The organism is uncultured Dokdonia sp. (genome assembly GCF_937910895.1).
Classification (GTDB): Bacteria; Bacteroidota; Bacteroidia; order Flavobacteriales; family Flavobacteriaceae; genus Dokdonia.
In genome coordinates this window covers 63821-90812 of sequence record NZ_CALEMI010000066.1, presented here as the reverse complement: position 1 = coordinate 90812, position 26992 = coordinate 63821, and the positions used below count along the sequence as shown (strand labels likewise).

25 protein-coding genes are annotated in these 26992 nt (G+C 35.2%); 14 read left to right on the top strand and 11 right to left on the bottom strand.

Annotated features, from left to right (window positions below; all coding sequences use genetic code 11):
• The first annotated feature begins 170 nt into the window (after positions 1-170).
• Together rlmF and Q0505_RS08265 are read left to right on the top strand one after the other, a co-directional pair.
• The gene (rlmF, locus tag Q0505_RS08270; protein ID WP_299211259.1) at positions 171-1019 is read left to right on the top strand and encodes a 23S rRNA (adenine(1618)-N(6))-methyltransferase RlmF; all 849 of its coding nucleotides are present in this window, start codon (positions 171-173) and stop codon (positions 1017-1019) included.
• Positions 1020-1036: 17 nt separating this feature from the next.
• Positions 1037-1654 carry a pseudouridine synthase gene (locus tag Q0505_RS08265; protein WP_299211256.1) on the top strand — a complete coding sequence of 206 codons (618 nt, stop codon included), beginning with the start codon at positions 1037-1039 and terminating at the stop codon, positions 1652-1654.
• Here the strand turns inward: Q0505_RS08265 and Q0505_RS08260 are convergent.
• Positions 1641-2177, bottom strand: a complete 537-nt coding sequence (locus tag Q0505_RS08260) for a DUF4251 domain-containing protein (protein WP_299211253.1) — start codon at positions 2175-2177, stop codon at positions 1641-1643. The genes Q0505_RS08265 and Q0505_RS08260 overlap by 14 nt on opposite strands.
• A gap of 172 nt (positions 2178-2349) precedes the next feature.
• On the opposite strand from Q0505_RS08260, the gene Q0505_RS08255 reads away from it, so the two are divergent.
• Entirely contained in the window at positions 2350-3069 is a 720-nt protein-coding gene (locus Q0505_RS08255; protein ID WP_299211250.1) for a head GIN domain-containing protein, read from the top strand.
• A 179-nt stretch (positions 3070-3248) separates the two neighbouring features.
• Here the strand turns inward: Q0505_RS08255 and Q0505_RS08250 are convergent, their stop codons facing one another.
• Both Q0505_RS08250 and Q0505_RS08245 read right to left on the bottom strand, forming a co-directional pair.
• On the bottom strand, positions 3249-3752 hold the full coding sequence (locus tag Q0505_RS08250; protein WP_299211247.1) for a hypothetical protein: 504 nt from the start codon (positions 3750-3752) through the stop codon (positions 3249-3251).
• Between the two features lie 169 nt (positions 3753-3921).
• Positions 3922-4623 (bottom strand): DUF6624 domain-containing protein, encoded by a 702-nt coding sequence (locus Q0505_RS08245; RefSeq protein WP_299211244.1) that lies wholly within the window; start codon positions 4621-4623, stop codon positions 3922-3924.
• A gap of 221 nt (positions 4624-4844) precedes the next feature.
• Between Q0505_RS08245 and Q0505_RS08240 the strand changes: the two genes are divergently transcribed.
• From Q0505_RS08240 to Q0505_RS08230, 3 genes are all read left to right on the top strand, one after another.
• Positions 4845-5942, top strand: a complete 1098-nt coding sequence (locus Q0505_RS08240) for a hypothetical protein (protein ID WP_299211241.1) — start codon at positions 4845-4847, stop codon at positions 5940-5942.
• 73 nt (positions 5943-6015) lie between these two features.
• Complete coding sequence (locus tag Q0505_RS08235; protein ID WP_299211238.1) at positions 6016-7023, top strand: hypothetical protein; 1008 nt, start codon at positions 6016-6018, stop codon at positions 7021-7023.
• Positions 7024-7259: 236 nt separating this feature from the next.
• Positions 7260-7619: a hypothetical protein gene (locus tag Q0505_RS08230; RefSeq protein WP_299211235.1), complete on the top strand. Its 360-nt coding sequence runs from the start codon at positions 7260-7262 to the stop codon at positions 7617-7619.
• Positions 7620-7701: 82 nt separating this feature from the next.
• Here the strand turns inward: Q0505_RS08230 and Q0505_RS08225 are convergent, their stop codons facing one another.
• Positions 7702-9477 carry an ABC transporter ATP-binding protein gene (locus Q0505_RS08225; RefSeq protein WP_299211232.1) on the bottom strand — a complete coding sequence of 592 codons (1776 nt, stop codon included), beginning with the start codon at positions 9475-9477 and terminating at the stop codon, positions 7702-7704.
• A gap of 182 nt (positions 9478-9659) precedes the next feature.
• On the opposite strand from Q0505_RS08225, the gene Q0505_RS08220 reads away from it, so the two are divergent.
• Both Q0505_RS08220 and Q0505_RS08215 read left to right on the top strand, forming a co-directional pair.
• Positions 9660-10085, top strand: coding sequence for an SRPBCC domain-containing protein (locus Q0505_RS08220; protein WP_299211229.1), 426 nt, complete (start codon positions 9660-9662; stop codon positions 10083-10085).
• Positions 10075-10401 (top strand): metalloregulator ArsR/SmtB family transcription factor, encoded by a 327-nt coding sequence (locus tag Q0505_RS08215; RefSeq protein ID WP_299211226.1) that lies wholly within the window; start codon positions 10075-10077, stop codon positions 10399-10401. Before Q0505_RS08220 ends, Q0505_RS08215 begins: the two co-directional genes overlap by 11 nt.
• Positions 10402-10406: 5 nt before the next feature.
• Here the strand turns inward: Q0505_RS08215 and Q0505_RS08210 are convergent, their stop codons facing one another.
• Complete coding sequence (locus Q0505_RS08210) at positions 10407-10946, bottom strand: GNAT family N-acetyltransferase (RefSeq protein ID WP_299211223.1); 540 nt, start codon at positions 10944-10946, stop codon at positions 10407-10409.
• Positions 10947-11137: 191 nt separating this feature from the next.
• On the opposite strand from Q0505_RS08210, the gene Q0505_RS08205 reads away from it, so the two are divergent.
• The 3 genes from Q0505_RS08205 to Q0505_RS08195 all read left to right on the top strand — a co-directional run bounded on the left by Q0505_RS08205 (position 11138) and on the right by Q0505_RS08195 (position 14902).
• Positions 11138-12745, top strand: coding sequence for a hypothetical protein (locus tag Q0505_RS08205; protein ID WP_299211220.1), 1608 nt, complete (start codon positions 11138-11140; stop codon positions 12743-12745).
• 27 nt (positions 12746-12772) lie between these two features.
• Complete coding sequence (locus Q0505_RS08200) at positions 12773-13531, top strand: hypothetical protein (RefSeq protein ID WP_299211217.1); 759 nt, start codon at positions 12773-12775, stop codon at positions 13529-13531.
• Positions 13532-13651: 120 nt separating this feature from the next.
• The gene (locus tag Q0505_RS08195) at positions 13652-14902 is read left to right on the top strand and encodes a mechanosensitive ion channel domain-containing protein (RefSeq protein WP_299211214.1); all 1251 of its coding nucleotides are present in this window, start codon (positions 13652-13654) and stop codon (positions 14900-14902) included.
• Between the two features lie 84 nt (positions 14903-14986).
• Here the strand turns inward: Q0505_RS08195 and Q0505_RS08190 are convergent, their stop codons facing one another.
• On the bottom strand, positions 14987-15688 hold the full coding sequence (locus Q0505_RS08190; RefSeq protein ID WP_299211211.1) for a hypothetical protein: 702 nt from the start codon (positions 15686-15688) through the stop codon (positions 14987-14989).
• Positions 15689-15896: 208 nt separating this feature from the next.
• On the opposite strand from Q0505_RS08190, the gene Q0505_RS08185 reads away from it, so the two are divergent.
• Positions 15897-16952: a VWA domain-containing protein gene (locus tag Q0505_RS08185; RefSeq protein ID WP_299211208.1), complete on the top strand. Its 1056-nt coding sequence runs from the start codon at positions 15897-15899 to the stop codon at positions 16950-16952.
• Between the two features lie 110 nt (positions 16953-17062).
• Positions 17063-17497, top strand: a complete 435-nt coding sequence (locus Q0505_RS08180; RefSeq protein ID WP_299211205.1) for a hypothetical protein — start codon at positions 17063-17065, stop codon at positions 17495-17497.
• A 46-nt stretch (positions 17498-17543) separates the two neighbouring features.
• Here Q0505_RS08180 and Q0505_RS08175 read toward each other — a convergent pair whose 3' ends face one another.
• From Q0505_RS08175 to Q0505_RS08165, 3 genes are read right to left on the bottom strand one after another with little or no spacing between them, the layout of a single operon-like run.
• Positions 17544-19097: a family 20 glycosylhydrolase gene (locus Q0505_RS08175; RefSeq protein WP_299211202.1), complete on the bottom strand. Its 1554-nt coding sequence runs from the start codon at positions 19095-19097 to the stop codon at positions 17544-17546.
• Positions 19098-19115: 18 nt separating this feature from the next.
• Complete coding sequence (locus Q0505_RS08170) at positions 19116-20327, bottom strand: class I SAM-dependent rRNA methyltransferase (RefSeq protein ID WP_299211199.1); 1212 nt, start codon at positions 20325-20327, stop codon at positions 19116-19118.
• Positions 20328-20342: 15 nt separating this feature from the next.
• Positions 20343-22451, bottom strand: coding sequence for a M48 family metallopeptidase (locus Q0505_RS08165; RefSeq protein WP_299211196.1), 2109 nt, complete (start codon positions 22449-22451; stop codon positions 20343-20345).
• A 103-nt stretch (positions 22452-22554) separates the two neighbouring features.
• On the opposite strand from Q0505_RS08165, the gene Q0505_RS08160 reads away from it, so the two are divergent.
• Positions 22555-23166, top strand: a complete 612-nt coding sequence (locus Q0505_RS08160; protein WP_299211193.1) for a M15 family metallopeptidase — start codon at positions 22555-22557, stop codon at positions 23164-23166.
• Positions 23167-23400: 234 nt separating this feature from the next.
• Here Q0505_RS08160 and Q0505_RS08155 read toward each other — a convergent pair whose 3' ends face one another.
• Positions 23401-25896, bottom strand: coding sequence for a zinc-dependent metalloprotease (locus Q0505_RS08155; protein ID WP_299211189.1), 2496 nt, complete (start codon positions 25894-25896; stop codon positions 23401-23403).
• 109 nt (positions 25897-26005) lie between these two features.
• A complete protein-coding gene (locus tag Q0505_RS08150; RefSeq protein WP_299211186.1) occupies positions 26006-26947 on the bottom strand; it encodes a hypothetical protein in 942 nt (313 codons plus the stop codon).
• Positions 26948-26992: the final 45 nt, after the last annotated feature.

The following is a 26992-nucleotide window of genomic DNA, read 5'->3' as shown; positions in this document are numbered from 1 at the left end:
TACGCTTTCGCGAAAGCGTACTTTACCTTTTTACAATAAAAAAATAGAGACTAATTTAAGAAATGATATACGCTACTCCTAATCTGATTAAAAATCATAGAGGATCAAAACTATATAAAGCCTATAATTTATAAGGATAGTGATATCTTGCAGCTCTAAATATATATATTTTGCATCCCAACAATCTCCACCAAAAATCGTATGATTTTGATCTCCTACAAGCGTGTCATCCTGCATTAAGTGAGCACACGTTTGTCAATGAATATCAAACAAAGACCATTGATTTTTCTAATGCCGAAGCGGTAAAAGCACTTAATAAAGCGTTATTACATCAGTATTATGATATTAAGCATTGGGATCTTCCAGAAAATCACCTCTGCCCTCCTATTCCTAATAGAGCAGATTATATACATCATATCGCAGATCTGATGGCTCCTAAAAAAGAGTGTAAAGGACTGGATGTGGGTGTGGGGGCTAATTGTATTTATCCCTTACTAGGATCACAGATTTATGGATGGACGATGGTTGGGGCAGATATTAGTGAGGTTTCGGTAACGGCTGCAAGAAAAAATGCAAAAGAAGCAAAAACACCTATTGACATCCGATTACAAACTAATCCCGCAAACATCTTTGAAGGAATTATACAAGAGGGAGCTTATTTTGATTTTACGATGTGTAATCCTCCTTTTTACGCTTCTGAAGAAGAAGCAAAAAAGGCAAATATGCAAAAGAACAGGCGATTACATCTAGGTAAAGATACCCGTCGGAATTTTGGCGGAATTTCTAATGAGTTGTGGTGCAATGGTGGGGAAGCCTTATTTGTGAAACGAATGATCAAACAAAGTGTCGGTTTTAAAGAACAAGTAGGTTTTTTTACGTCATTGATTTCTAAGAGCGAAAATCTTCCTAAGCTTTTAAAACAATTAGACAAACTAAAAGCATTTCATAAAATAGTGGATATGCAACAAGGGAATAAAAAGAGTCGGATGCTGGTTTGGAGTTTTAAGGCTAAAAATTAATCGTTACCTACTACGCGATGTCAGCTACTAATCATTCTCATTTCAAGCTTTATAAACCGTATGGCTATATCAGTCAGATGCTTAGTAACGATGAGCGACAAGCTCGTAAAAAAAAGTTTTTGAGCTCTTTATATGATTTCCCGAAAGGGGTTATGGCTATAGGACGTCTTGACGAAAAATCTGAAGGTTTATTACTCTTGACAACCGATGGAAAATTAAGCGATACGATTAATCGGTCGGGAATAGAAAAAGAATATTATGCACAGGTAGATGGGGCTATCACTCACGATGCCATTGCAAACTTATGTAAAGGGGTAGAAATAGGGCTTCACGGAAAAAAGTATATGACTCAACCTTGTATGGTATCAATACTAGATACAGTTCCTGTATTGCCTGAACGTTCTAAAAAACTACGTGATGATCGCCACGGTCCTACTTCTTGGATACGTGTAGTACTGAGAGAAGGTAAATTTAGACAGGTACGTAAAATGACATCTGCTGTGGGATTTCCTACACTACGTCTTGTGCGAGTGCGTATAGGTGATATACAATTAGAACACTTACAACCCTCTGAAGTTCATCCCGTAGAAGCATCTATCATCACTTCTCAGATTATAGAAATTAATGTCCCGTAAGGACTTGATCTTCTAGTGCAGTGATTTCACCACTGTACCGTATTCCATCTCGCTTAGTACTGTTTATAAAAATAGATGCATGACCAGAACTAGAAACCGTCATTGTAATATCATATCGCTCTAAAGATCCATCTGCTGTAAAAGAAATAGTGGAGACACCTTTTGCATCGTCGTGATCTATCTTATAAGAGACTGTGTTACCCTTATGTTGTATGGCCGCGGGTTGATTTAAACCACCTCCTATTCGAACGATACCCACGTATGGAAGATACATATCAATGTCTTCATTGGATATAAATTTAATAAATCCAGGATTATTGATTAAATTGATTTGAGTGCCACTACGAGGATACATCCATACAGCATTAAAGAAAAAAGAGCCATTATCTAGTAATGTCTTTGTTTGTTGGTAGGCTTTTGCTTCTTTCTCTTTTTTGAGTGTTTTTCGTTCAGATCGGGACTGCGAGAAAGCTATTTGCGAAAAACTAAAAAGAAGGAAACAAATAAGAATACGCGTTTTCATAGCATTTAATTTTTCAAAAATTATATCAAAAATCATTCCTTACTCTTTTTCTTTATTATACGCTTTCGCGAAAGCGTATAATAACACTTTTTCATTAAAACTGTAACAGTTGTCTTTATACACGGTCTCTATATCAAATCAACACCAAACATCCATCTAAAAATCAACCGTTATGAAGTCTAAATCCATCATCTTTTTTATTCTTGCTATTTTTATAGGAACCAATGTAATCGCTCAACAAGTAAAACTCTCAAGTGATACGACCACAAAATCCTTTGACTTTTCCGACTACAGTAAACTAGATGTTGCTAGTGATTTTAAGGTTAATGTGACGTTGTCATCAAAAAAAGAAGCCATCACTGTCACAACCAATAGCAATCTTATGGATTATGTGACTGTCTATAAAGAAGGTAATACGCTCTTTTTAAGACTTAAAAAGAATACATGGTTTAAAGGCAGAATGGTTCTTGATGTAGCTATATCTACAGCAATGATCACTGACTTCACAGCGTCTTCTGATGCTATTATCACGTTAAATACTGCACTTACTACAGATACGGTTCGTATAGATTGTAAAGGAGATGCCGTATTTAAAGGCATTGTGACTGCAAAGACCTTATTCATTAATGGAAAATCGGATGCAAAAATCACGCTTTCTGGCGCAGCAAACACAATGACGATGAATCTGAAATCTGATAGTGAGTTTATCAATAAAGATTTTACAGTACAAAACCTTACGGTTTCCTTAGCTGGAGATAGTAAAGCGACCCTTACCGTTACTAATATGCTAGATGCTACCGCAAGCGGCGATAGCGAATTACGTTATGCGGGGAATCCTTCAAAAGTGAAACAAAGCTCACGTGGTGATTCTGATATCAGAGCGATAAAATAGTTTGAATAACAATCAAGAAAACAGCAGTATATCTATTGGGTATGCTGCTTTCGTTTTAGGTAGTTTCCTGCCGAAGGTATAACCTTTAAAATAATAAGGCTATATCATTTCTTCGCCAAAACGAGGGTTAGCAAGCCAAGGTTAAAGCGATCAAACAATCTTAAAAAGGTAGCTTCTGATTAATTTCTAGTTTCAAAAAGTCCCGAATACAACATCTCTACACCTGCGCCACTTTTGATTTTTAATGTTGGTTTTTCATCAAATGCGATGACAACTGTAAATGAATAACGCTCACCGTTTGTAAGACCTTGAAACGAAGCTTTCATTTTCTGACCGTTTTCTAAAGCAACCACAGTATAGTTTTCTATTTGAAAGTCTGCATTGAGTTGTGTTTTTTCTCCAACAGCTTTATACCAAGAAACATCACTTAATTCGCCTTCTTCTCCGCGAACATAAAAAATTCCAAATACATGATCAGCAGCATTTATATTTGAAGAAACAAGATCCCTGATACCGAAACCGAATTGTCCTATTTCCATTGCCTTTTTAGAAGCCTCAAATTTTGCTTCTTTTTTTGCTCTTTTCTTTTCAAGTTTAATTTCTTTCTTAGATTTCTTTTCTTGAGCCACACCAGTACTCATAAGAAAAGTAGCCATGCATAATAAGAGTATATATTTCTTCATTGGTAAAAGTTAATAATTAGCAAGATAAAACTATAAATTTTGTAAACAAATATGGTAATTCCTTATAAAAGATTACTTGTGCTTAGATAAGAATCTATACTGAATACGAAATTAAACCATTGTTTAAATGGAGTTAAAAGATTACATAGTATAAGTCAATAGCAATCAACTATTCTGGAACAGTATATAATACAGGCTCGGTAACTCCTAGTTTTTTAAAAAGTTCTTTATTTACCTCAAAATGAAATAAAGTAGCTTCATTAAGATATTCTTCTAAAGTTTCCATCCCCAATGCTGCTCTACGCTCATTTACGTGTGCTCTATCTTCTAAATCTTTGATATATGCTTGTTGAAGTTCGTTAAAGTGACGTTGTGTACCATATAGCTGAGGACGTCCTGTATTGACACGTACACGGTCTGTTAATAGTCCTACATGGGCGGGAGCTGCATTGTTTGCTTTTACTTGCGGTTTCAAAAGTTCTAAAACTTCTTCTTGCCAAACTGGATCAAAATCTGAATGTTGTACCATGACCCAAAAATCAGATTCTCCGCCTTTCCCTACCCTATCAAAACCTGGATATCCAGAAGAGTCTATCACCTCTTTAAGAAATTTTTGATGTGCTCTATTCACACTATCGCGTAGTACCATCCAAGCATCCCAATCGCCTTCATGCTTTCCTTGCGGAACACCAGCATACAGTTGATCTACTTCTGTCATTTTTTCGAGTTTTGTCACTAATTCTTGATCAAATTGAACTGTCTCTTCTGTTTGTTCTTTCTGAACCGTTTCTGTTCCCCCTTCTTTACAGGCGACTAGCAACAAAAAGATGAACACACCTACTATATATTTTATACTTAATCGTTTTCTCATCGTAAAGGTTTTTAGTTATCACAAAAATATCTCTAACAGTATTGTTTTCCTATTCATACTACCATACGTAAGCTTCAAGCATTTGTTAAGTAAAATCTTTTTAGTTTTAAGCTATTGGTAGTAAGCTATCCATACGACTAATTTACGAATAGAAAACACTTAACATTTCTTTGGCGTAAGAAATGATGGATTTTAAGTACTTTTAAGATAAAACCAACATGATGAAAAAGATACTATTAACTATTGTATTAGGGCTGTTCCTAAGTCCTCTATTTGCAAATACATCGATCACAGATGGGTTTGTCACTGGAAATCCAGAAATAAATTCTATAAATGCGATGACTTTTGGTCCAGAAAGCATCTTATTTATAGGGGATAGTCAGGGAGCTCAAATTATCGCTATAGATATGAGTACTGCTCCAAAAGCGAATAATGAAAAAGTAAGTATTCCTGATATGGAATTACTTTTAAGTGAGCTTCTCGGGGCTGATAGCGATCAATTACAGATTATAGATATGGCTGTAAATCCAGCCAATCAAAACATATACATTGGCGCACAGCATAGTTCTGGAAAATCATTTCTCTTTTTAGTCAATAATGATACCCTAGAAATGGTGCCTTTAAGTTCTGTTTCATACACAAAAACAGCTGTTTCGAACGCGATTGCTGCAGAGGCAAAAGATAGACGAGGAAGACCTTTACGTAAATGGGCAATTTCTGACATAGCGTTTTCAGATGGGCAGGTCATGTTATCTGGATTAAGTAATGCTGAGTTTGCCTCTACATTTAGATCAATTCCTTTCCCTTTTACTCAAAAACAACAAGAAAGCTCTCTAGAAATCTACCATGCCGCACATGGACAATATGAGACAGCTTCTCCTATCAAAGCATTTACTACCGTTCAAATAAATAATAAACCACATCTTATTGCGAGTTATACGTGTACCCCATTGGTGGTTTTTCCTATAAGCGAATTAAAACCAGGAACACATACCAAAGGTCGTACGGTAGCTGAATTAGGAAACTCGAACACACCGCTAGATATTATCGAGATGGAAAAAGAAGGTACCCGTTATATCTTAATGGCAAACACCAATAGAGCTTTAATGAAAATCAAAGTAGCAGATATCGAATCTTTTAATGACTCTCTAACGACTCCTGTAACTGAGCGTTCTGATACTGCAGGTGTCGATTTTATCAATTTACCTTTTGTCAACGTGCAACAATTGGATAAATTAAATGAAACTGAGTTTGTATTTATACAACGAGAAGCAGACGGCAAATTAGCCTTAAAGACAAGTAATAACCGTTGGTTATAATCATAAGTATTTTTAAATGTATCTCACTTTCGTGAAAAGAATCATATTCTGCATACTACTTATATTAAAAACCTTGGAGGGTGTCGCACAATCTCCAAGGTTTTCTTTTACGAGTGATGCAGTAACATTAGAAATCTCCAAAAATCAAAATACTCCTACTTTTAAGGTCTATAAAGGCGTACTTACGGCTATAGATCAAACTGATGGTAAAAAAGCGGTCTTAGGAAACCTTACTGAAAGTGATACTAGCATTCGGTTTGTGCCATTGTTACCTTTTCAAAAAAATAGTGACTATACCGTTGTATGTGAAAATGAAATGTATCCCTTTAAAATAGGTCTTGACACTTCTTACGAATATTTGCACGTAGAAACTATCTATCCCAATACGACGACACTACCATCCAACTTTTTAAAATGGTATATACGATTTTCAAAACCAGTAAACCCTTCAAAAATCTATGACCATATACATCTTATAGATAACAATAATACAGAAGTAGATAGAGCCTTACTGCCACTAGAATCCCCTTTACTATCTGATGATGGTACGCTATTGACTTTATGGATTGAACCTGGTCGACAAAAAAGAGACCTCGGTCCCAATAAGCTTCTTGGGGAAGTTCTTGTCCCAAACACATCGTATACTTTGGTCATTGATAAAGCGCTAAAAGATCATCAGGGAATTCCTATGAATATAGACTATACACATTCATTTACGGTAACAACATCAGACAGAATCAAACCCACGATTACTTCTTGGGAACTTCGGCTTCCTGAAGCAAAAACAAAAGATGTTTTACATATAAATTTTCAGGAAATTTTGGATTATGGAAGCCTTCAAAATACGATACAGGTCTTAGACGGATCTGGCAATGAATTTGAAGGAATATTTACTTTACATACAAATCAAAAAAGTATTTATTTCACACCTTCAAACTATTGGAATAAAGAATCTTATAAAATATCATGTAAACCTGTTATTGAAGATATTTCTGGTAATAATTTAGAACGTTTATTTGATCGAGATATTACCTTAAAAACCACACCTCCTCTACTAGAACGCTCGTTTGGAATTGAGTAATGTATTCTCTATTTTTCTTTGATTTTCCCTATTTGCTTTCTACGGAATTTTCAAAAAGCACCCTATACTAATGAGCGTATTTGCCCTAAAAAAAACAGGATTATAACCTATTTAAAATTAGATTTTTGACTTAGAGTTATTTATAATAAATAAATAAACTTTACACTAAAAGTTATTGATAAATAACTACTCACACAAAAATCAAACAATAAGTACTCATCTTTAAAATAGTAATTATGGCAAATTGTAACGAACAACGATGTAAAGAATTACGCAAGAAACTCGCTCGATCCAATACTAGAGTTAAGAGACGTCGCGAAAGACTAGACGCAGCTGGATGGACATTAGGCATTAGTGCTGGAGCATCTATAGCTGTCATTAGTGTTTGGCTAGCAGAAGCTTTAGCCGTAAATGCAGGTGTTACTGTAGCATTTCCAGGAATAGGTTGGATAATTGGTGGTGTTGCGGTTACAGTCTTAGCTACGTATGCTCTGCTTTTTAGGCAATATGTAGCAGAAGTAAATAAAAGAACTGAGTTATGTCAGCGAGCACATGATGTATGTGATCATGAGTGTTTACCAGGGTATTGCAGGTAATTATAAATAAATCTTATTAAATTATAAATGTTGAGTATTGCTTATACGCTTTCGCGAAAGCGTTTAAAACATAATTATACCATTAGATCTTCGCCTGATACGTATACAAATCAAAGTATCTTCCCTCTAAAGCAATCAATTCTTCATGAGTTCCCTGCTCTGCGATACGACCTGATTCTATCACTAAAATCTGATCGGCTTTTTTGATAGTACTTAAACGGTGTGCAATCACGATGGTGGTTCTGTCCTTGACCAGTTCAGCAAGTGATTTCTGAATCAAGGCTTCGCTCTCTGTATCTAGATTTGAGGTCGCTTCATCTAGGATAATAATTTTAGGATCGGCTAGAATGGCTCTTGCAATCGCAATACGTTGGCGTTGCCCCCCAGAAAGTTTTACACCGCGCTCCCCTATCAATGTGTCAAGACCATTTTCAAAACGATCTGTAAACTCATTGACATATCCTGCTTTTACAGCACGCTGTAATCGTTCTTCACTAGCGTCTGGTCTAGGAAATAAGATATTCTCTCTAATGGTGCCTTCAAATAAAAACTCATCTTGTAATACTACGCCCAAATGTTTTCTAAAGCTACTCAGCTTGACTTTGGAAATGTCCTGACCATCTATCGTAATCGTCCCTGAATCTGGATTTAAAAACGTGGCACTGAGCCCCGCAATCGTAGATTTTCCTGAACCAGAACTTCCTACAAGTGCTATAACGGAGCCAGCAGAAGCTTTAAAACTTACATTATGAATCACTTCTTTCCCTTCTTCATAGGCAAAGGAAACATCATCAAAGACTAGGTTTCCTTTAAAGTCATCTAGTATAACTGAGCGATCTCCTAATTCATCTTCAGGCGTCATATTCATTAACTCTTCTGTACGATCTAGACCTGCCAATGCTTCTGTAAGTTGGCTTCCAATATTACTCATCTGTACGATAGGCGCAATCATAAAACCAAGCAATAGGGTGAATAAAAGAAAATCTCCTGTAGTCATTTCTCCTTGAATCATATAGTACCCTCCTATTCCCATAATCCCAACTGAGGCAAGACCCAATAAAAAAGTAGAAGAACTCGTCATAATAGCGGTGGCGGTTAAACTCTTTTTTACGTTCTGAAACAATAGATCTACTCCTTTCTCAAAAGACTTATTTTCTTGAGCTTCGGCATTGAATCCTTTGATGACACGAACGCCTGAAAGTGTTTCTGTCAATCTTCCTTTTACATCAGCATTGATTTTACCTCGATTTCTAAAAATAGGACGGATGTATTTAAATGCTTTCAATGCGACAAAACCGAAAATAGCGACAGGAAGAAATACAAATAAAGTCATCCAAGGATTAATACGTATTAGTAACACAAGAGAAATGACAGCTGTAATCGTACCACCAACCAATTGTACCAATCCTGTACCTATGAGATTACGTACGCCCTCAACATCACTCATAATGCGAGAAACTAGCGCCCCTGACTTTGTGTTATCAAAAAAACTGATTGGTAGTGATAATACTTTCTTCTGTACCTGTGCTCGTAATTCAGATATTAAATATTGAGCTTGAACACTTAAGACAATCGTTAATAAAAAAGAAGTAATAGCTTGTACTAACAAAGCCAGTCCTACAATCCAGAGTAAGTTATATAAACCCGACATGTCACTGTTGGGAACAATTTCATCAAGTAATTCTTTTGATTTTAACGGTAATACAAATCCAGCTAATCTGCTTATAAGAATTAAAAACAGTCCTATGAAAACCAACTTGCGACGAGGCCAGATAATGGTTTTAAAGGCACTACCCATAGTAACTTTGCTTTTTGAGTCAGTTGTCTTTTTGGGAGGAGATTGGGCAAATTCTTTCATGAAATATCTAAGCTAGTAAGATTCAAAGATACTTGAAAATGATGTTTTATATACTCTTAAAGAGAGACTACTCTCCTTTTAATTTTAAGAATACAAAACAAAATAAGCAACCAAAAAGTTGCGTTTATAATTATTTCATGTAATTTAGCAACTCATTAGTTGCATTAATTAAAACATCCATCATGAAAGACATCATTTCAAAAGAACAGCTATTTAATCATCCTATACAGAAAGTATGGGAAGCGATTACACATCAAGATCAAATCTCGACTTGGTTTATTTCTGCTAATTTTAAAGCAGAAAAAGGATATCAATATACCTTCAATACTTCTGGTGATGATTGTTCGCCTATACATGGCGAAGTACTCGAGGCAACTCCTTACACACTTATCTACTCTTGGATTGTTACAGAAAACCCTATACATACTATTTTAAAATGGGTATTGGAAGAGGTAGATGGAGGTACAAAACTATACTTAGAGCATTCTGGCATTTCAAAATATGAAGGAGAAACCGCTGTAGAGATGTTTGAAAGTTTTTATGGTGGTTGGGATAACTGCTTAAAAGGACTTACAGATTATTTAAAAGAAGTCATACATGCAGGATAATATCACAAAAATCTTAAAAGCGATTTCTGATCCCACAAGGCGTGAATTATTTCACGCTTTAGTAATCGCTGCAACAGCATTGCCTATTACACAAGTTTCAGCTCAGTTTAATATGTCTAGACAAGGAATCACAAAACATCTTAAAACACTAGAGAGTGCTGGCTTGATATGTATTGAAACTTCTGGTAGAGAGCGTTTTTGCAAAGCAAATACAAAGCCATTACAAGAAGTAAAGGATTGGCTGCGTTTTTATGAGCAATTCTGGGATACGAAATTAGATCAACTAGGAACATTCTTAGATCAAAAAGAGTCCTAAACAAATCATATTGCTCTGATACACATATACACCCTATTGGTAGGGACTTCGTCATCTTTCTTATCTGTGAGAGTAAATTTATGACGCTCTAATAATGTTCTGGAGGGTATATTACCCCTATGTGTATAGGCTTCTATAGTATGTAGATCAAGGATATGAAAACCAAATTCTAGAACGGTAGCTAATGCTTCGCTCATATATCCCTTTCCTTGATAATCAGGATGGAGATCATACCCTACCTCGGCAGTTTTTCTGTCTTTAGAAAATTGCCAAAGCGATATCGCTCCTATACATTGATCTGGACATTCTTTTAACGTAAGTACCCAATAGATGCTAATTCCTTTTTGTCTATCTCTTAATCGATCATTGATAAAAAGATCAATATCTTGTAATGTCTTAGGAGGCGTACGTTTAATATAGGTATTTACCTCTTGAGCAGTGCGCATAAAAAATAGCATTTCTCTATCTTTCATACGTGGTTCACGTAGGAGTAAACGTGTAGTTTCTATAACTTCAAATTCAGAAAAGTCATTAGGATGCTTCATAAGAACTAATATATCATTAAAATTAGAAAACAAATACTTGTATAAAATTAATTCACTTATACAACAACCATATTTCAAGTTATATAAAATAGGGGTTTAACCCTTAAAAAACAGTCATTTGACTGTATGTATTAAGTTGTCATTAACATAGTTTTGTCTTGAATTATTATATAACTATAAAACCTAATATGATGAAAACGAGACAGGAAAGATATGTTTTAGTGTGGGTACTATTTTTTGGAATACTATCAGGTTGTTCAAAGCCAATCTTAACAACTGTACAGCCTTCTACCGCATATCCAAGACAAATTTTAAGTACAGATGGGAGTGGTTTATTTACAGCTCGTGCTGTATGGGATCACGACTTGCCAAGTGAAACTGATCTAAATACATCTTTCTTATCAGGACGGTATTTTCAATTACCAGATGTGGCAAGTACAGGAAATCATCCGCTGGCAATGCGAACAAGTGAAGGAACTTCAGACAATGTAGTTATGGTGAATGTATTGGCTCCTTCTGGAAGTTGGCCTAATCCAAGAATTCAAGAAATAATGATTAATAATGTATTTAATGATAATGGCACTGATGCTGATTATTATCTGGCAATCGCAGTAGCTAATGGAGATGCAGATGCTGTTGTAACCATTAATGGCACTGATGTTCCTACAATTCTCACATCTGCTATTTCTACAGATTACTTTAATATGCATATTCCTGCTACGTATGGGTATCCAATCTATCATTATAGTTTACATGTAGCATTTTTGGAGAATCAAAACTGGGGAAGTACGGTACAAGTAGCTTTACGTAATCATGATGGTAGCGTAAGTCCGCAAATGTCTTATACGTTTCCAAGTAGTATTGCTACTGTAGATAGTGACAACGATGGTCTGTTAGATCAATGGGAAGAAAATGGATACACTGCGGCTAGCGGTACTGTAATTGACCTCAAAGCTTTAGGATGCGATCCTAAACGTAAAGATCTTCTTGTTGAAGTAGATTGGATTACAGCAGCAACTCCAGATCCGAGTATATGGACTACCATAGAGGCTGTTTTTGATCAAGCACCTATTCTTAATCCTAATGGTAGTAGTGGTATTGAAATGCATTTAGACAGAGGTCAAGGTGGCGTTTTTACTGGTGGAGGTACTGTACTTTCAGATCATACTAGTATGGATTTTGGACCGAATCCCATGTCTCCTGGATATACTGATTTTTACACCTATAAGAATTCGAGCTTTAATACAGATCGACTTGATCTGTTTCATTATGGTATATTTGGAAGAGCAAGACCTAATGGATCTTCAGGAAGAGGAGAAGTATTTGGAAATGATTTTATGGTCACATTTGCAAATTTCACAGGTTTACAAGCCTTTGCTACACCAAGAAATCAAATAGGAACTTTTATACACGAACTAGGACATAATTTAGATTTATGTCATGCGGGTTCTTGTGATAATCCTGATCGAAATGAAACATTGAAGGTAAATCAACCCTCTAGTATGAATTATTTATATCAATTTCCAGCTGTATCATTAGACTGTGATTTAATCTCTGATAATGCTTTTGGGTATTCACAAGGTATGCTAGCAACTCTTGATGAAACAAACGTAACAGAAGCAAATGGGATATGTGATAATCTTGGTTTAGATTTTAATAGCAATGGATCTACTAATAATACAGGAGTAATAAATCTAAATGGAGATAGCAATTCTACAGATATATCTATAGACTATAATGAGTGGGGAGCTATACGGTTAGATTATAGAGCTGCTGGTAGTAGTTGGAATAATAATTGATTTATTAACTTTAATATTTAAAATACCATGAAATTATTTACATATATACTCATTGTAAGTTCTTTGATCAGTACAATGACCGCACAACAAACTCAAAATAACAATGATATTTTTGAAGGGAATGTGAGCGTAGGACCATTAAATCCAGTACTACGCCCTGTCACTATAAAAGATACGCCAGATATAAAGCCAAATAGCAACCAAGCCTTTGCGCTGGATTATAATATCATAGATGTAGAAAAACAAGTTCTGGAAGAAGGGAAATTTTTTCCTGTAACAATCTCTATAGGAAAAGAGAGAGGTATGCTAGATGTTGCGTTAGAAAATCGCACCCTTACTATTCAATATGCATTACCAGAAGGCCTTGCCTATTCTTCTAATTACACATTGGAAGAAGCTCGATTAAATTTTACTACTCTAAATGGTCCAAGCGGAATCCAAAAAGAGATAGAAATCATAGATCAAAATACGCTAGATACTGCTTTCTTTTGGGGAACCAGAGCAATTCCATTTTCGTATCAAACAGAAAACAAACTACGTGTTGTACAAAAACAAGTTTCTACCAATTCTGTAGAATCTGGATATATTCCAGTGCCGCTATACATTATTGCAGATGAGAAAGAGATACAGGTCACTCTAGGAAAATCTACACCATTTTCATATCAAGGAAAAAAATATATAGCGTATGCCTTAGAAAGTTCTTTTCTAATTGATCCAAATAATGGAGGTTGTACAAATGGAGGATATATTATACGATGTGTCATAAGCAAAGCTTTTTCAAAATAGTAAATCATACTCATATCTATATAAAGGGCAAGTGTTTAGATATTTGCCCTTATATTATAAACGAATCTTATATATAACCCTCATAATAATGCTACTTTTGCATAAATTGTTAGCTGTTTTATGAAAAATATAAGTCACCTACTGTATGAATTTTTAATAGACAAAGGACTTTCTGATACGATAGCTGCCTATATTAATGTCATTATATCATTCCTGTTACTTGTAATTGCACTATTAATTATAGATTTTATTTCACGAAAAGTTTTACGTAAAGTTTCTAATAGTATTGCTGCCGCTTCCAAAACCAAACTTGATGATTTATTTATCGACAACAAAGTGCCGAGACGCGTTGGTCATTTGATCCCTCTTGTGATTGCGTATTATACAACTCCCTACATCTTTCAGGATTTCCCGAAACTAGAAAATCTAGCAATCCTATTTTTACAATTATTAGCCATTGTAATTGTACTGCGTATTTCAAGGGCATTACTAAATACATTGAAAAGTTATTTTAAAACTTTCCCAAAACTACAAGACAAGCCTATAGATAGTTATGTTCAAGTCTTTATGATTTTTGCATGGTTTGTGGGAATCTTTCTAGCGCTTGCAGTTATCACTAAAATTAATCTATGGAGTTTCCTTGCTGGACTAGGAACAATTTCGGCTATTATTATATTAGTTTTTAAAGACACTATTTTAGGTTTTGTTGCCAGTATTCAAGTCGCTACAAACGATATTGTACGTATAGGTGATTGGATTACTTTTGATAAATACGGTGCCGATGGCTATGTGATCGAAATCAACCTCGCTACGGTAAAAGTTCAAAATTTTGATAATACCATTACAACGATACCTACTTATGCCCTCATCTCAGATAGTTTTAAAAACTGGCGGGGAATGAGTGATTCTGATGGGAGACGTATCAAAAGGGCTTTGTACATCAAGCAAGAAAGTGTCAAATTCTTACTTCCTGAGGATGTACAAAAGCTCAAAAAAATTCAGTTAATTACTACTTATCTTTCTAATCGCCAAAAAAAAATAGATGCTTCCAACAGGTCATTGGGAATCAATAGAGAACTTTTAGTCAATGGCCGCAATTTGACCAATATTGGTGTATTTAGGAAGTATATGGAAACGTATATTTTACAACACTCTGGCATCAATAAAGAAATGCTACTTATGGTAAGGCAATTGGCGCCTACTACGCAAGGAATTCCCATAGAAGTCTATTGCTTTAGTAGTGATAAAAGATGGGAGAACTATGAATATATCATGGCCGATCTATTTGACCACTTTCTCGCTTCTGTGTCTTATTTTGATTTAGAATTATTTGAGTTGCCGAGCTCTAGGAGTTATATCCCAACTGAATAGTAGCTGAATCTTATACATAATTTAGGGAGTATGGTAAAGTACGCTTTCGCGAAAGCGTATAAGAGAAATTAAAGAACAAAATGATTAATCTTTTACAATGATGACCGTCGCTTTTACTCCGGTAGCTAGATTCCAAATATTTGAAGAAATCACTTCCCTATTGTCATCATACATCACAAACTGAGCCGTATTAGGACCTGAAGTCCCTTGATTTAAAGCGGTAATATCAATCTTATTAAATCCCGTTTTAAGGTCTATATAAAATCCTTGAAACTCTCCAGCAAGATGGATATTAGGGTGAATGATCGTATCGTTTACGGCGACGCTTACTCGATCTCCATCTACATACTCATGATCTCGATATAAAAACCGTACAAACTTAGAACCACTATTGAATTCACCAAAGAATTGATCATTATAATACTCAGGTTTAAGCCCTGCATCTTTAGTATAATTTAAATCTTTATTCAATTTATTTTCAAGTGCCGTGTAATCCTTTTTTGCAAACTCATCGCCTTCCATAAAACGTACTTCCCGCTTTTTTGTGCCGCTTTCTGGTGTTCCTAAACGGACTTTACTTTTTACAGACACTGTACTTGATGAAACACTAGACGACGCATTTTCTGGAGAAACTAAAATAGGTTTTGGTGCTTCATTATCTTGTTTACCATCTATTTTAATAGATTTACGAGGAGCATCTATTTGTGCATAACCAATAGCTGTGCAAAGCAACGCAACGCATAGAATGACACTTCTTAAAATGGATGTAGTTTGTGTGGTTTTCAAAATAACTAATTGATAGGTAAAGATAGTAAATGTGTGTTAATAATAGATTGGACTTAACATATTCATTAACAAGTTTTATACCAAAAATACTTAGAAATAAATATGATCTTTTGCTTAGGTCGTAAAATTATACTTGTGTTAACATATAGTGTTTAAAATAAATATCGAATAATGATCGTTATGGTAGCATCAATCTAATCGATTATTTATGAAAATCAACATTTTTTATATTCTAGCATTTCTTGTATTCTTAACAACAGCGTGTAGCACACGAGATGATGATGGCAATTCAACTAGTGGTATAGAGTGTCTCAATCTAGGAGCCCAAGAATTAACACTTACAATAGAGGACTCCTTTACGACACTTCCATCAAAGGTTTCTGTGTTTTTTAGAGTGACAGATATAGATGGTCAAGGGGTTCCAGGACTAAACCCTTCTAATTTTAGAATTTTTGAACAAGGACGAAATGATGCTTGCTTTAATGAAATATCAAGCTCAGAATCTTCTGCCGAGATATCCACCAACTCTCAAATATTTGCAAACAATACCATTCTCGTATTGGATTTAAGTAATAGTGTGTTAAGTTCAAGTTTACAAGAGTTAAAAGATGCTTCCATCAGTTTTATTACCAATGTGGTTCCTGCAATTCCTACAGATTCTTTTCGAATGGGGATTTATTGGTTTGATGGTCAAGATGAGTTGCACGAATTACAGCCACCTACCTCAAGTGCCACTGTACTGCAAGATGCTATCAATAGTATCACAACAGATATCAGTAATGATCCTTCTACAGATTTGTATGGAGCTGTGATAAAATCAACACAAGTCGCAGAAGATTTAATTGTAAATGCGCAAGTACAAGATAGTTTTGCAGCAGCGTCTATTGTTATTTTTACTGATGGTACAGATCAAGCGGCTCGTTTTACACGGCAGGAAGCACTTGCTGCTGTAAATAATGCGAACGATAATATTTCCTTTTTTACGATTGGACTTGGTGATGAGATAGATGAAAACACGCTTTCTCAGATAGGGATTTCTGGAAGTGTTTTTGCTACGGATAGCTCTGAATTAGAAACTGTATTTAATCAGGTGTCAAACAATGTATCAAATCAAGCGAATAGTTTTTACTTATTTGAATACTGTAGTCCAAAACGTGATGGTAGTGGAGTGAATAATCTTGTCATACAAGCCATATCAAATACAAGAACGGGGGTTATAGAGACTTCTTTTGACGCGACAGGTTTTGGTAGTGGGTGCCAATAAATAACTTCTTATCTGTGTATTTTATCGATTAATTAATGTATTTCATCTTTTTTAACCTGAAAAAAGGTATTTTCAGAGTATCTAACCGATAACATCTGTAGATTTAAAATATGTTAGTTGCTGAATCAAATTTAAAATACGAACTAGAAGATGTATACATCCTGTCTACAGGTGTGTTTTACTTTTTTGAAGATTTCATTATCTCAGAGATCAATGAAGGTGTTCATTTTAATTGGGAAGCAGCACAAGATGTTATTGAATTAGCATTAAATCATTATGGTAGGGAATCTAAAATATCCTATATCTCCAATAGAATTTACTCCTACTCTATTGAACCACAAGATTGGTTAAAGTTTTTTAAATCTAGACATACGCTCAGAGCTTTTGCAGTGGTTACCTACTCAAGAAGTGGATTGATAAATGTGATGATGGAGAAATTATTTTTTAAATCAAAAATTAAGACTTTTAAAGACTTATATGATGCTACAGATTGGGTAAGCAAATACCAACCTACGATTAGAAAAAAATCTATGATGGTATACTAAATTTAGTAGATCAAATAGACACATTCTCTAATATCATTTAATTTCATTATTCTAAAAGTGGAGATTGATAATAATTTACTTTTCTGATTTTTAGTCGATTTTGATGACTTTTAAGTCGCTTTAGGTATGATTCCCAACTTCTGTTTTTTTCTTGTGTCCAACCAAGTTCTGCATGACCTATAAGTCTCGGAAATGCCAAATACTCTATCGCTTCCATATCAACTACCGTTTCTGTCCATAATGGCGATTCTATTCCTATGATTTGCGAAGCAGGTACATCTTTAAGCAAGGATGCTGGATTCCAAGCATAAGCATTATCAATAGGTGTTACTCCTGCCCATGTGAGTCCAATCTTAGTGTCTTTGGAATACTTCATATCAAGGTACGTCTTTGGCGCTGGAGAGAGTACAACAGAAGCGCCTTGTTTAGCCCCTAAGGTCGCAATATCTGCATTCGTCCAATGCTGAATAATGGTTTCATCAGAAATCCCAGCGCTTTGAATATCTTCCCATCCCATCACATTTTTACCATATTTTTTAACAATCGCTTGTGCTTTTGTCAAAAACACATTGTAGTCTTGTTTAGATGTAACGTGTGACTCATCACCTCCTAAATGAATGTAATCCCCATCGGTAAGTGAGGCAAGCTCTCTAATAACATCATCTAGAAATTTATAGGTAAGTTCTTTATCTACGCACAGCGTACTAAAACCTACTTTCATTCCTGTATATAAAGGTCTTGCTATCCCATCACAATTTAATGCTGGATAAGATGCTAATGCTGCATTGGTATGACCTGGCATATCAATCTCTGGAATAATGGTTATATGGTGTAGTTTTGCATAGGCTACAATGTCTCTATATTCTGCTTGTGTATAAAATCCACCTTGGTCTCCTCCTACAGCACTTGTGCCTCCTATTTCAGTAAGTTTTGGCCATGATTTAATTTCAATACGCCATCCTTGATCGTCTGTGAGGTGTAGGTGTAATTTATTAATCTTATAGCTGGCAATTAAATCAATATATCTTTTGACATCCTTTACAGAAAAAAAATGTCTTGCTACATCTAGCATCGCTCCTCTGTATGCGTATTGTGGAGCATCATTAATTGTGACTCCAGGAACTCCCCATACGATATCTGTATGCATTGCGTCTGGCTCAATTTCATCTGGCAATAATTGAAATAACGTTTGCAATCCCATATACAAACCTGGCATCGCTTTAGCTCTTACAATCATACGATCTGGAGTGATTTTAAGCAGGTATCCTTCATCATTTGTAATTTCTTTTGCAGCACTGTCCAATACAAAATGAATACTGTTTGTAGCTAATTTACTTTCGTTTACAGACACCAATGTTATACCACTAGCTTTTGTAAAACGAGAGGAAAACTGCTGTGCAATTGCTTGACTTTCTAAATTTGTTCCAGCATAAATCGTGGTATTAGCATCTATAAGAAATCCTTGGTCTGCGGGAATCACTTCATTGGGATATGGAATCAAAGAACGCGCTGCAACTGGAATAGATATTTGTGCTTTTTCAGGTGTACAACCTACACACAGATATAGAAGTATAACGATGTAAGAGATATGATTTTTCATGAATGAAAAGATACTAAATTATGAATCTAAACGATAATAACCACATTTAAGATAGGCGCCTTCTGGAAAGCCTATCGGGTGATCACTGTCGTGAAATGTTTTATCAATGAGTTTAAATTTTCGTTGTGCTTTTACAATACCCTGTTCTGATATATCAAAAAATTGTTGTTCCGTAACCCTTGAGGAACAAGAAGCTAATACCAAAATACCCTTTTTAGCTACTAATTGTGCCCCTAAAGTTGCTAATCTATGATAGCTATGTTTCGCGCTTTCAATCTCTCTAGCACTTTTAGCAAAACTAGGAGGGTCAATGACCACAATATCAAACTTCTTATGGTCATCTATAAATTGTTGTAAACCTACAAAAGCATCAATTGCTAGGATCGTATGTTTACCTTTACTAGGATTGAGTTTGCCATTTTGAAGTGCTACTTCTAGAGCTTGCGCACTAATATCCAAACTCAATACTTCGCTAGCGCCTCCAGCAAGGGCATGTACAGAAAAACCGCCAGCGTAACTAAATACATCTAGTATTTTTTTATTTTTAGACAACTCTCCTACTCGCTTTCTGTTATGTCTGTGATCTAGAAAATAGCCTGTTTTATGACCATGAATCACATTTGCAGAAAATCGAATACCATGTTCTTTAAAATATACAACTTCAGAAGTTAACTCCCCATGAATCACCTGCCCATCTTTAAAACCATGTTTTGTAGACTTCTGTAAATTACGACTCAATCGGACGACAACGGTTTGTGCGTTAGATATGCGAACTAATTCTGGTAAAATCATCGCTAGATACGGAAACCAGATGCCTGTATAAAATTTGACAACAAGCACATCATGATACACATCTACAATAAGCCCTGGAAAACCGTCATTTTCTCCAAAAATCAAACGATAACTATCCGTATCTGTTTTTAGCAAAGAAGCTCTTTTTGAAAATGCGATTTGTATTTTTCCTTCAAAAAATGCACTATCAAGTGTAGCCGGAGTCGCATGGATGACCTTAATTCTGATAGGCGATGCTACATCATATAATCCGATAGCAAATACTTTGTCTTTACGTTGATCAAATAAAATGGCTATATCTCCTGTATTCCCTGGTTTATTTTGTTTGGCAATACTATCTTCAAACACCCAAGGATGACCTTGTTTAACAAGTTTTTCGGCAGTTGATTTTAATTTGACTGCTAGACGTTGTGTCTTGATATGTGGAAATTCAATCATATATTGATGTAATGGCTATGCGGTTGCTTCTTCAGATATTCTCTCTAAAGGAGCCAATACATCAGCGGTGAGTTTAAATATAATTCGATTATAATGAAATATAATAGAATCTATGGTATTTAAAAATGTATTAAAATCTCCGTTTTTAAACGATCTATCCGTAATAGGAGTTAGTGTATTAGCAGTGACCAAAATGTGTATCAACTCTTCTTTGGTTTCTATATTAGGTAAAGATACAAAGGGAGCTTCTTCTAAATGCTTTTGAGACGCCTCAAAAATATTTTTTATACCGTTAGAGCGAACTACATAGGCTGAGATATCCCCTTCTGTGACGTCTCCTGCGTCTGCCAATCTCTGGTACTCTGAAATGATCGTTATATTTTTGGTTACAAAACTCTTTAAATTGTGTTGCAATACTTCTATCAATTTGAAACGATCTAATTGCTTCTTTCGTTCTTCCTGTGGGGTTGCCACATAACTTAGGTGAAATAACGCTTTATCCCATTCTTTAAAAGAATCTTTAAAATACGCTTGCTTTTCATTTTCAATCCGATCACCCGCTAGTTGAAAATTTTTCTTTTTATAAACGGTACCTTCGTATTCAAAGACTTTTGCTTTTATAACACCCGTGCTTATGTCTACTAGTTTTTTATAATTTTCCTGATACTCCTTTACAGGTACCATAAGCGCAACAAGCTGTTCTTTTATGAGTTTGGTAAACTTTAGATGTATGTGTGGTACATCTAAATTCATAAAAAGATTTTCATGTTGTAGCTCTTCAGCATCGGGTACTATGAAATAACGTTGTTCAAAATTACCCAAATACTCCTCTCCAAAAATTTGTTCTGTTTGTTTTTCTTCTGCGATAAAACTTGTCATCTTATCTAATGAAGGGGTATACTCCTCTTCTTTTAATCCCATGGCATGGACATACAAGTTTTTTGTAAGTGTACTTTGTATTTGTTTAGGATTTTTAAAAAGATTCCAAGGACTTGAAGTATCTAAAATTCCTGTAATATAAGGACTTTTAGCGTTTTGCTCCCTATCTTTATTAGACGGGTGACTAGCATACATATTCAAAGAAGAAAAGGTCTCCTCTTCTTTAAATACAATAGGATGACCTGAAGTATCTGTCTCTCTTTCCTGAATGCTTTTCTCTATATCTTCTTGCAATGTATCAAGTGTTTCTTGTTGATGTACAAATAAATTAGATGTGTACACTTTTTGTTGAGAGGCTGTTGCTGTATAGCTTAAAGTTTTATTCCAAGACTCGTATGCTTTTTCGAGTTTCCATAAAGCATTGACAATAGCTTCACTTCCTGTAAGGCTTACAGCCACTTTATCTGCATGAAATTCCATCTCTCGTGATAAGGACGCATGAAGAATATTTAAGAGTTTATATAATAAAAAAAGTAATTGTCGTATTAACCATACAAAAGGAGTAATTATCCAAGCAATAAAAGAAAGACGTATATCGATGCTTCGCCATATTTCAAGTGCTCGATCCCAATAATCACGTTCAAAAATCATATTATGAATGATGGAATTTGTCATATATACATAACTCCCTACCCTCATGCTAGACTGTGAAAAATGACCAAATTCATGTGCCATCACTGCCTTAAACTCGGTTAAGTTAAGTCCATTAACAAGTGCTAATCCTATACGTAAGTTTTTCTTCCCTGGATAAAACAGACTTAAAAAAGTACTGTGAAACGATACCGATGCATTCACATCATGATCAATAATGATTTTATTAGGTTTAGGTGCCTTTGCATCTTCGGCAATGCGATGAATAAAATCGTAAAGTTCAGGCTCGTCTTCTGGTTTTACAACCACACTAATCTTGTCTTTGTATTTATTCCATCTAAAAATAAATTTGAGGGTAAATAAAAATAGCATAAAAGCGCCGACTGCAAATGCCAGATTAAATAGGTCTCCTTCTGGTTTTTTAAACTCCGTAAACTGCCAGTAAGCAAGCATTCCAAAACCTATAACCATCCCAAAATAGAGTATGAAGAACAACAGTAATCCAGAAATTGCTAATAAAACTTTTTGAATGTAACTATTTTGAACACGTGTAAAATCATTTGGCAAATCGGTAGGATTCTCAGGATATTGCATAGATAAGATCTTTTTAAAAACAAAAACAAAAACAAGAATAAGAAATTTTACGCTTTCGCGAAAGCGTATACCACCACATTCTCATTTTTTGTACTTTAACCCCATGAATTTATATCATTATTTAATCGGCTTTTTACTACTTGCACACATAGGAAATGCGCAAGAATCACCACTAGTCAATATTGAAACTTACGGCGGAACGTATGCGTATGACGTCAAATATGCTACCGATGATAATTTTTTAAAAACGACAGTTTATGATTGTGTACAGTGTTTGCTGTTGCCAGAAGTCGCTGAAGCCATCGCAGCAGCCAATCATGACTTTTGTGAATTGGGATATAAAATTCAGTTCTTTGATTGCTACAGACCTCTTTCTGTACAAAAGAAAATGTGGGCAATTTACCCGAATCCTTCGTATGTAGGAAATCCATATAAAAGTGGTTCCATTCACAATAGAGGTGCTGCTATAGATATGACCATTGTAAAACTAGATGGCACACCACTGGATATGGGAAGTGATTATGATCATTTTGGGAAAGAAGCACATATAGATCACCCTCATAACGAAACTGTAAAAGCTAATCGTACGATTTTATGGAAAGTCATGAAGCAGAATGGATTCTCCCCTATTAGAACTGAGTGGTGGCATTTTAATTACGATGCCAAAAACTATGGATTAGAAGTCCTCGACATTGATTTTGATTGTTCAGAATAATAAGGTATTAAACCCAAGGAAAGCCCTAGCCCTTAAAAATCGACCTAAGGGTCAAGTATTAAACCATAGGTCCCGCTGAAAAAAGCGGGATTAGTTCAACTAACTTTTTATAGGCGTCTTTCAGACTTTACAAAACAGTGTTTCACTAATAAACATTTTTACTACGTAATTGTAAAAACAAAAAGCTCTTAACAAATCCTTTGTTAAGAGCTTTTTTACTAGTGAAGCTATTGGTTATTTAGGGTCTAATAAAGCTTCTATTCTTGCGATTACATCTTGGTAATGGTATTTTGTAATCGTATTGATATTTCCATTTTTTGCGGTTCTTAACATAGAACGTAAAGTAGTTAACTCGCCTCGAATTAATGATTGGATATCCGACGTACTTGTATTATACACAAATGTGCCTTCAAACCCAGGTCTTCCACGTCTTCTTTCAGGACCTTTGTCTGTCATTAAATAAGTGAGTCTATCTACATACGATTTTTGTAAATTTCTTCTATAAATACCTACACTTTGCCCTCTTGAAGCTTCTGACCATAACCCTTTACGTAATTGAGATAACATATCATACGCACTGTAATAATCTTCATTGATCGTTTCGGCATCCATTAATCTTCCTATGCGATCAAAGCTTAAAAGACTATTAAGATAACGTGCTTGTACCCCTCGCATACGCTCAAAATAGCCTGCATGGTCTATGTTTTGTAAGATTTCTTTATCTGCTAACCAATTTTGTGTTTTAAATAGATTTTCCTGAAGCCAATTCATAGAGGCTTGTTGTGCGTTTTTATCTAAATGTGTGTACACAACGCCTTCTTGATCTGGGTTTTTAATATTTTCATAAACGCCACCTATATTGGTAACTACATGACCAACATATCTACTATAAGTTCCTAATAACTCTCCATATAATTCCTCTAGGTCTTGATAATCATTAGTCTGGTCAGATGTCCATTCAGGAAGATGCTCGGCAACATATTTTAGGTTTTTTATTCCGTAGGTACTCGCTTTAATAGGATCATCGCCTATACCTTCTGTTTGCGATTGTGGGTCAAAACGACTTGACTGACGTCCAAATTTATAGATAGGATCATCTGCTTTTTCTAAAACCCATTTATTTAACGTAGGAAGCTCAGCTTCTGGAGACGTTGCTGTTGGTAACCATCTGTATCCCCAATTGACAGCATAATGATCATAAGGTCCCATCTGACGTACAAATCGTATGTTCTGATCTCCAGGTTGTGCTATGTAATTGTATCTCGCATAATCCATTAAACTGGCTGCAATTCCATTTTTTTGTGTGAAGTTACCATCTCGATAGGATTCTACATCATAAGCATAACTAGCTGCCATATTATGAGGAAAACCTAGTGCGTGACCGACTTCGTGCGCAATCACCATACGCATCATCTCTCCTATTTCTTCATCAGGTGTATTTAATGTACGAGCACTTGGATTTGCGGCTCCAGTTTCTAGTAAGTATCGATTTCTATAACTCCGTAAGTGATTATGGTACCAAATAATATCACTTTCTATAATCTCACCACTCCGAGGATCTGACACACTTGGTCCTACTGCATTACGTGTCGTACTTGCCACATAACGCACTACAGAGTAGCGAATATCTTCTGGGCTAAACTCAGGATCTTCTTCTGGTGTTGGTGCATCTTTGGCAATGATTGCATTTTTAAAACCAGCCGTTTCAAAAGGCTTCTGCCAGTCTTCAATTCCTTGTTTTATGTATTTCTGTAATTTTTCTGGTGTTCCTGGATCCAAATAATATACTATAGGCTTTACGGGTTCTACCAATTCTCCTCTTGCATACGCCTCTGGATCTTTTGGTTCTAATTTCCAACGTCGGATATATGTTTTTTCATCTGCTTTTAAAGCCTCACTTCCGTAATCATATTGACTTACTGTAAAAAAACCAACGCGAGGATCTGCAATTCTAGGTTGCATAGGTTCTTCTGGTAAAAGAATCATAGATTGATTCATTTGAAGACTAATAGATTCTGAACTAGCTGCTGTTGGTGGTTCAGAAGCATCATACGTAAAGTTTTGTTTGACCTCTATATTGAACGGAAAACTCTTCACACTATGTATAAAACTACGAGAATCATCTAGCTTTTTTACTTTGTAATCCTTACGTAATCGTGCTGGTAAACCACTTATCGCTTTGACGTCTGTAGAAAAAAGTTTGGTGACATCTATCACAACTGCTGTAGAATCTGCATTGAATGCCTGTATATCAAATGCATACAACGTAGGTTCATAGTTGTTTACACGTACAGAGTTACTAATGGCTTTGGTGCTATCTGCAATATTTTCATAGGATTTTATTTTAAGTAAAATCTTATCTTGATAGCGTTGCCAGTGGACTACTTGCTCATTTGTTTTTGAACCTGCATTAAAAAAACCACCACCTAATCCTGAAGGAATTTGGGCAATACGACTTACCCAAAGCATATCTTTTTCTAGTACAGAAAAAGGAATTTCATATAAATATGACTTTTTAACACGATGTACTTGAAAAAGACCACTATCTGTTACAGCTTCTTTTGTAACAACATCTTTATAATCTTTTATCGCATCTTTATCTTTTTTCTTATCTGGAATTGCGGCTACTTCTGAAGTGTTTTTCTTTTTCTTTTTATTTCTTTTTTGGGCGTGTATGTTTGTTGTAAAACAAAAACTTAGCAATAAGCTAAGGAGTAAAATTTTTTTCATTGATAAAACTATTGATTTGATGATTCTAAGTACCTATACAAGGTATGAATTACAAAATACTTAACAATAGTTTACATAAATATTAACATTTAAACCTACAATATACTTGCTATTGCTTTGAAAAGCGAAATTTCACTGTTTCTGGAGTATCAAAATTAGCGGTTCCTCCCCATCCTTCATAACTAAAAACCAAATCTAATTCAAAAACGGTATCATCAATGAGGTCAATTTGGCCAAAGCTTTGTTCGTCGGGTCCTGTAAGAACATGAAAGGCAGAGTCTCTACAAAAGAGATTAAAGGATTGATATATTTTAGCATAGACATTTGTGCCTGCAATGGTAAATTCTAGCCCTTCTGCTATGATACTTGTTCTCCTAACATTAGGAGTAGGACCCGCTGTAATAGAAACAACTCCATTATTTCCAACACCAAAAAAGGATGATAATTCTCCTTCGACAATTTCATAGTTATAAATTCCTGTAAATAAATCAGCATCAATTTCATCAATGACATTGATTACATATCGATACGGAGATTTAAAAAAGCAAGCATCCGTAAGAATGGAGGCGCTTCCATTCTCTGTACTAAACGTACGTCCATCGGTAAGATGTATTTCTGCACGTAATTCAAATTGATCGCCCGCCTGAATTGTTTCAGAATTTAACAAAAGTGCATCTATAGCTTCTTGATATACTACTTCTATAGTGCCCACTGGCAATCCGTTACTTCCTGTTTGAAAATCAGTACTTGGAATGTCTTTTAATATGATTTCTAATTGACTATTATCTCCGTTGGTTGGAGTTCTATCTTTAAATTGAAGATATAATCTTACAAAATCAAAAATCCCACCTTCTTCCAGATCTTGTTCTTCTAATACAACAATAAATGCACTTTGAAGATCTGTGCGATCAAAATTAGGGGATACTCGATCTATATTACGGAGTATAGCGCCACGTTCTATCTCTTGAAATACCGTGTCTATAGCTTTGTCATCTTCACTACAAGAAATGAACAAAATAAGGCTAAGGACACTAAAAATGATTTTTTTCATAGGATACAAGTTTGATAGTTTATTATTGTTTTAATACCCTTATAC

Excerpts from the sequence above, each read along its gene's own strand:
- Q0505_RS08180 (WP_299211205.1), top strand. The coding sequence starts at position 17,063 with ATGTTAGTTGCTGAATCAAATTTAAAATACGAACTAGAAGATGTATAC.
- Q0505_RS08245 (WP_299211244.1), bottom strand. The coding sequence starts at position 4,623 with ATGAGAAAACGATTAAGTATAAAATATATAGTAGGTGTGTTCATCTTT.
- Q0505_RS08165 (WP_299211196.1), bottom strand. The coding sequence starts at position 22,451 with ATGCAATATCCTGAGAATCCTACCGATTTGCCAAATGATTTTACACGT.
- Q0505_RS08220 (WP_299211229.1), top strand. The coding sequence starts at position 9,660 with ATGAAAGACATCATTTCAAAAGAACAGCTATTTAATCATCCTATACAG.
- Q0505_RS08205 (WP_299211220.1), top strand. The coding sequence starts at position 11,138 with ATGAAAACGAGACAGGAAAGATATGTTTTAGTGTGGGTACTATTTTTT.
- Q0505_RS08240 (WP_299211241.1), top strand. The coding sequence starts at position 4,845 with ATGAAAAAGATACTATTAACTATTGTATTAGGGCTGTTCCTAAGTCCT.
- Q0505_RS08210 (WP_299211223.1), bottom strand. The coding sequence starts at position 10,946 with ATGAAGCATCCTAATGACTTTTCTGAATTTGAAGTTATAGAAACTACA.
- Q0505_RS08160 (WP_299211193.1), top strand. The coding sequence starts at position 22,555 with ATGAATTTATATCATTATTTAATCGGCTTTTTACTACTTGCACACATA.
- Q0505_RS08225 (WP_299211232.1), bottom strand. The coding sequence starts at position 9,477 with ATGAAAGAATTTGCCCAATCTCCTCCCAAAAAGACAACTGACTCAAAA.
- Q0505_RS08175 (WP_299211202.1), bottom strand. The coding sequence starts at position 19,097 with ATGAAAAATCATATCTCTTACATCGTTATACTTCTATATCTGTGTGTA.
- Q0505_RS08170 (WP_299211199.1), bottom strand. The coding sequence starts at position 20,327 with ATGATTGAATTTCCACATATCAAGACACAACGTCTAGCAGTCAAATTA.
- Q0505_RS08150 (WP_299211186.1), bottom strand. The coding sequence starts at position 26,947 with ATGAAAAAAATCATTTTTAGTGTCCTTAGCCTTATTTTGTTCATTTCT.
- Q0505_RS08230 (WP_299211235.1), top strand. The coding sequence starts at position 7,260 with ATGGCAAATTGTAACGAACAACGATGTAAAGAATTACGCAAGAAACTC.
- Q0505_RS08215 (WP_299211226.1), top strand. The coding sequence starts at position 10,075 with ATGCAGGATAATATCACAAAAATCTTAAAAGCGATTTCTGATCCCACA.
- Q0505_RS08195 (WP_299211214.1), top strand. The coding sequence starts at position 13,652 with ATGAAAAATATAAGTCACCTACTGTATGAATTTTTAATAGACAAAGGA.
- Q0505_RS08185 (WP_299211208.1), top strand. The coding sequence starts at position 15,897 with ATGAAAATCAACATTTTTTATATTCTAGCATTTCTTGTATTCTTAACA.
- Q0505_RS08200 (WP_299211217.1), top strand. The coding sequence starts at position 12,773 with ATGAAATTATTTACATATATACTCATTGTAAGTTCTTTGATCAGTACA.
- Q0505_RS08250 (WP_299211247.1), bottom strand. The coding sequence starts at position 3,752 with ATGAAGAAATATATACTCTTATTATGCATGGCTACTTTTCTTATGAGT.
- Q0505_RS08255 (WP_299211250.1), top strand. The coding sequence starts at position 2,350 with ATGAAGTCTAAATCCATCATCTTTTTTATTCTTGCTATTTTTATAGGA.
- Q0505_RS08155 (WP_299211189.1), bottom strand. The coding sequence starts at position 25,896 with ATGAAAAAAATTTTACTCCTTAGCTTATTGCTAAGTTTTTGTTTTACA.
- Q0505_RS08260 (WP_299211253.1), bottom strand. The coding sequence starts at position 2,177 with ATGAAAACGCGTATTCTTATTTGTTTCCTTCTTTTTAGTTTTTCGCAA.
- Q0505_RS08265 (WP_299211256.1), top strand. The coding sequence starts at position 1,037 with ATGTCAGCTACTAATCATTCTCATTTCAAGCTTTATAAACCGTATGGC.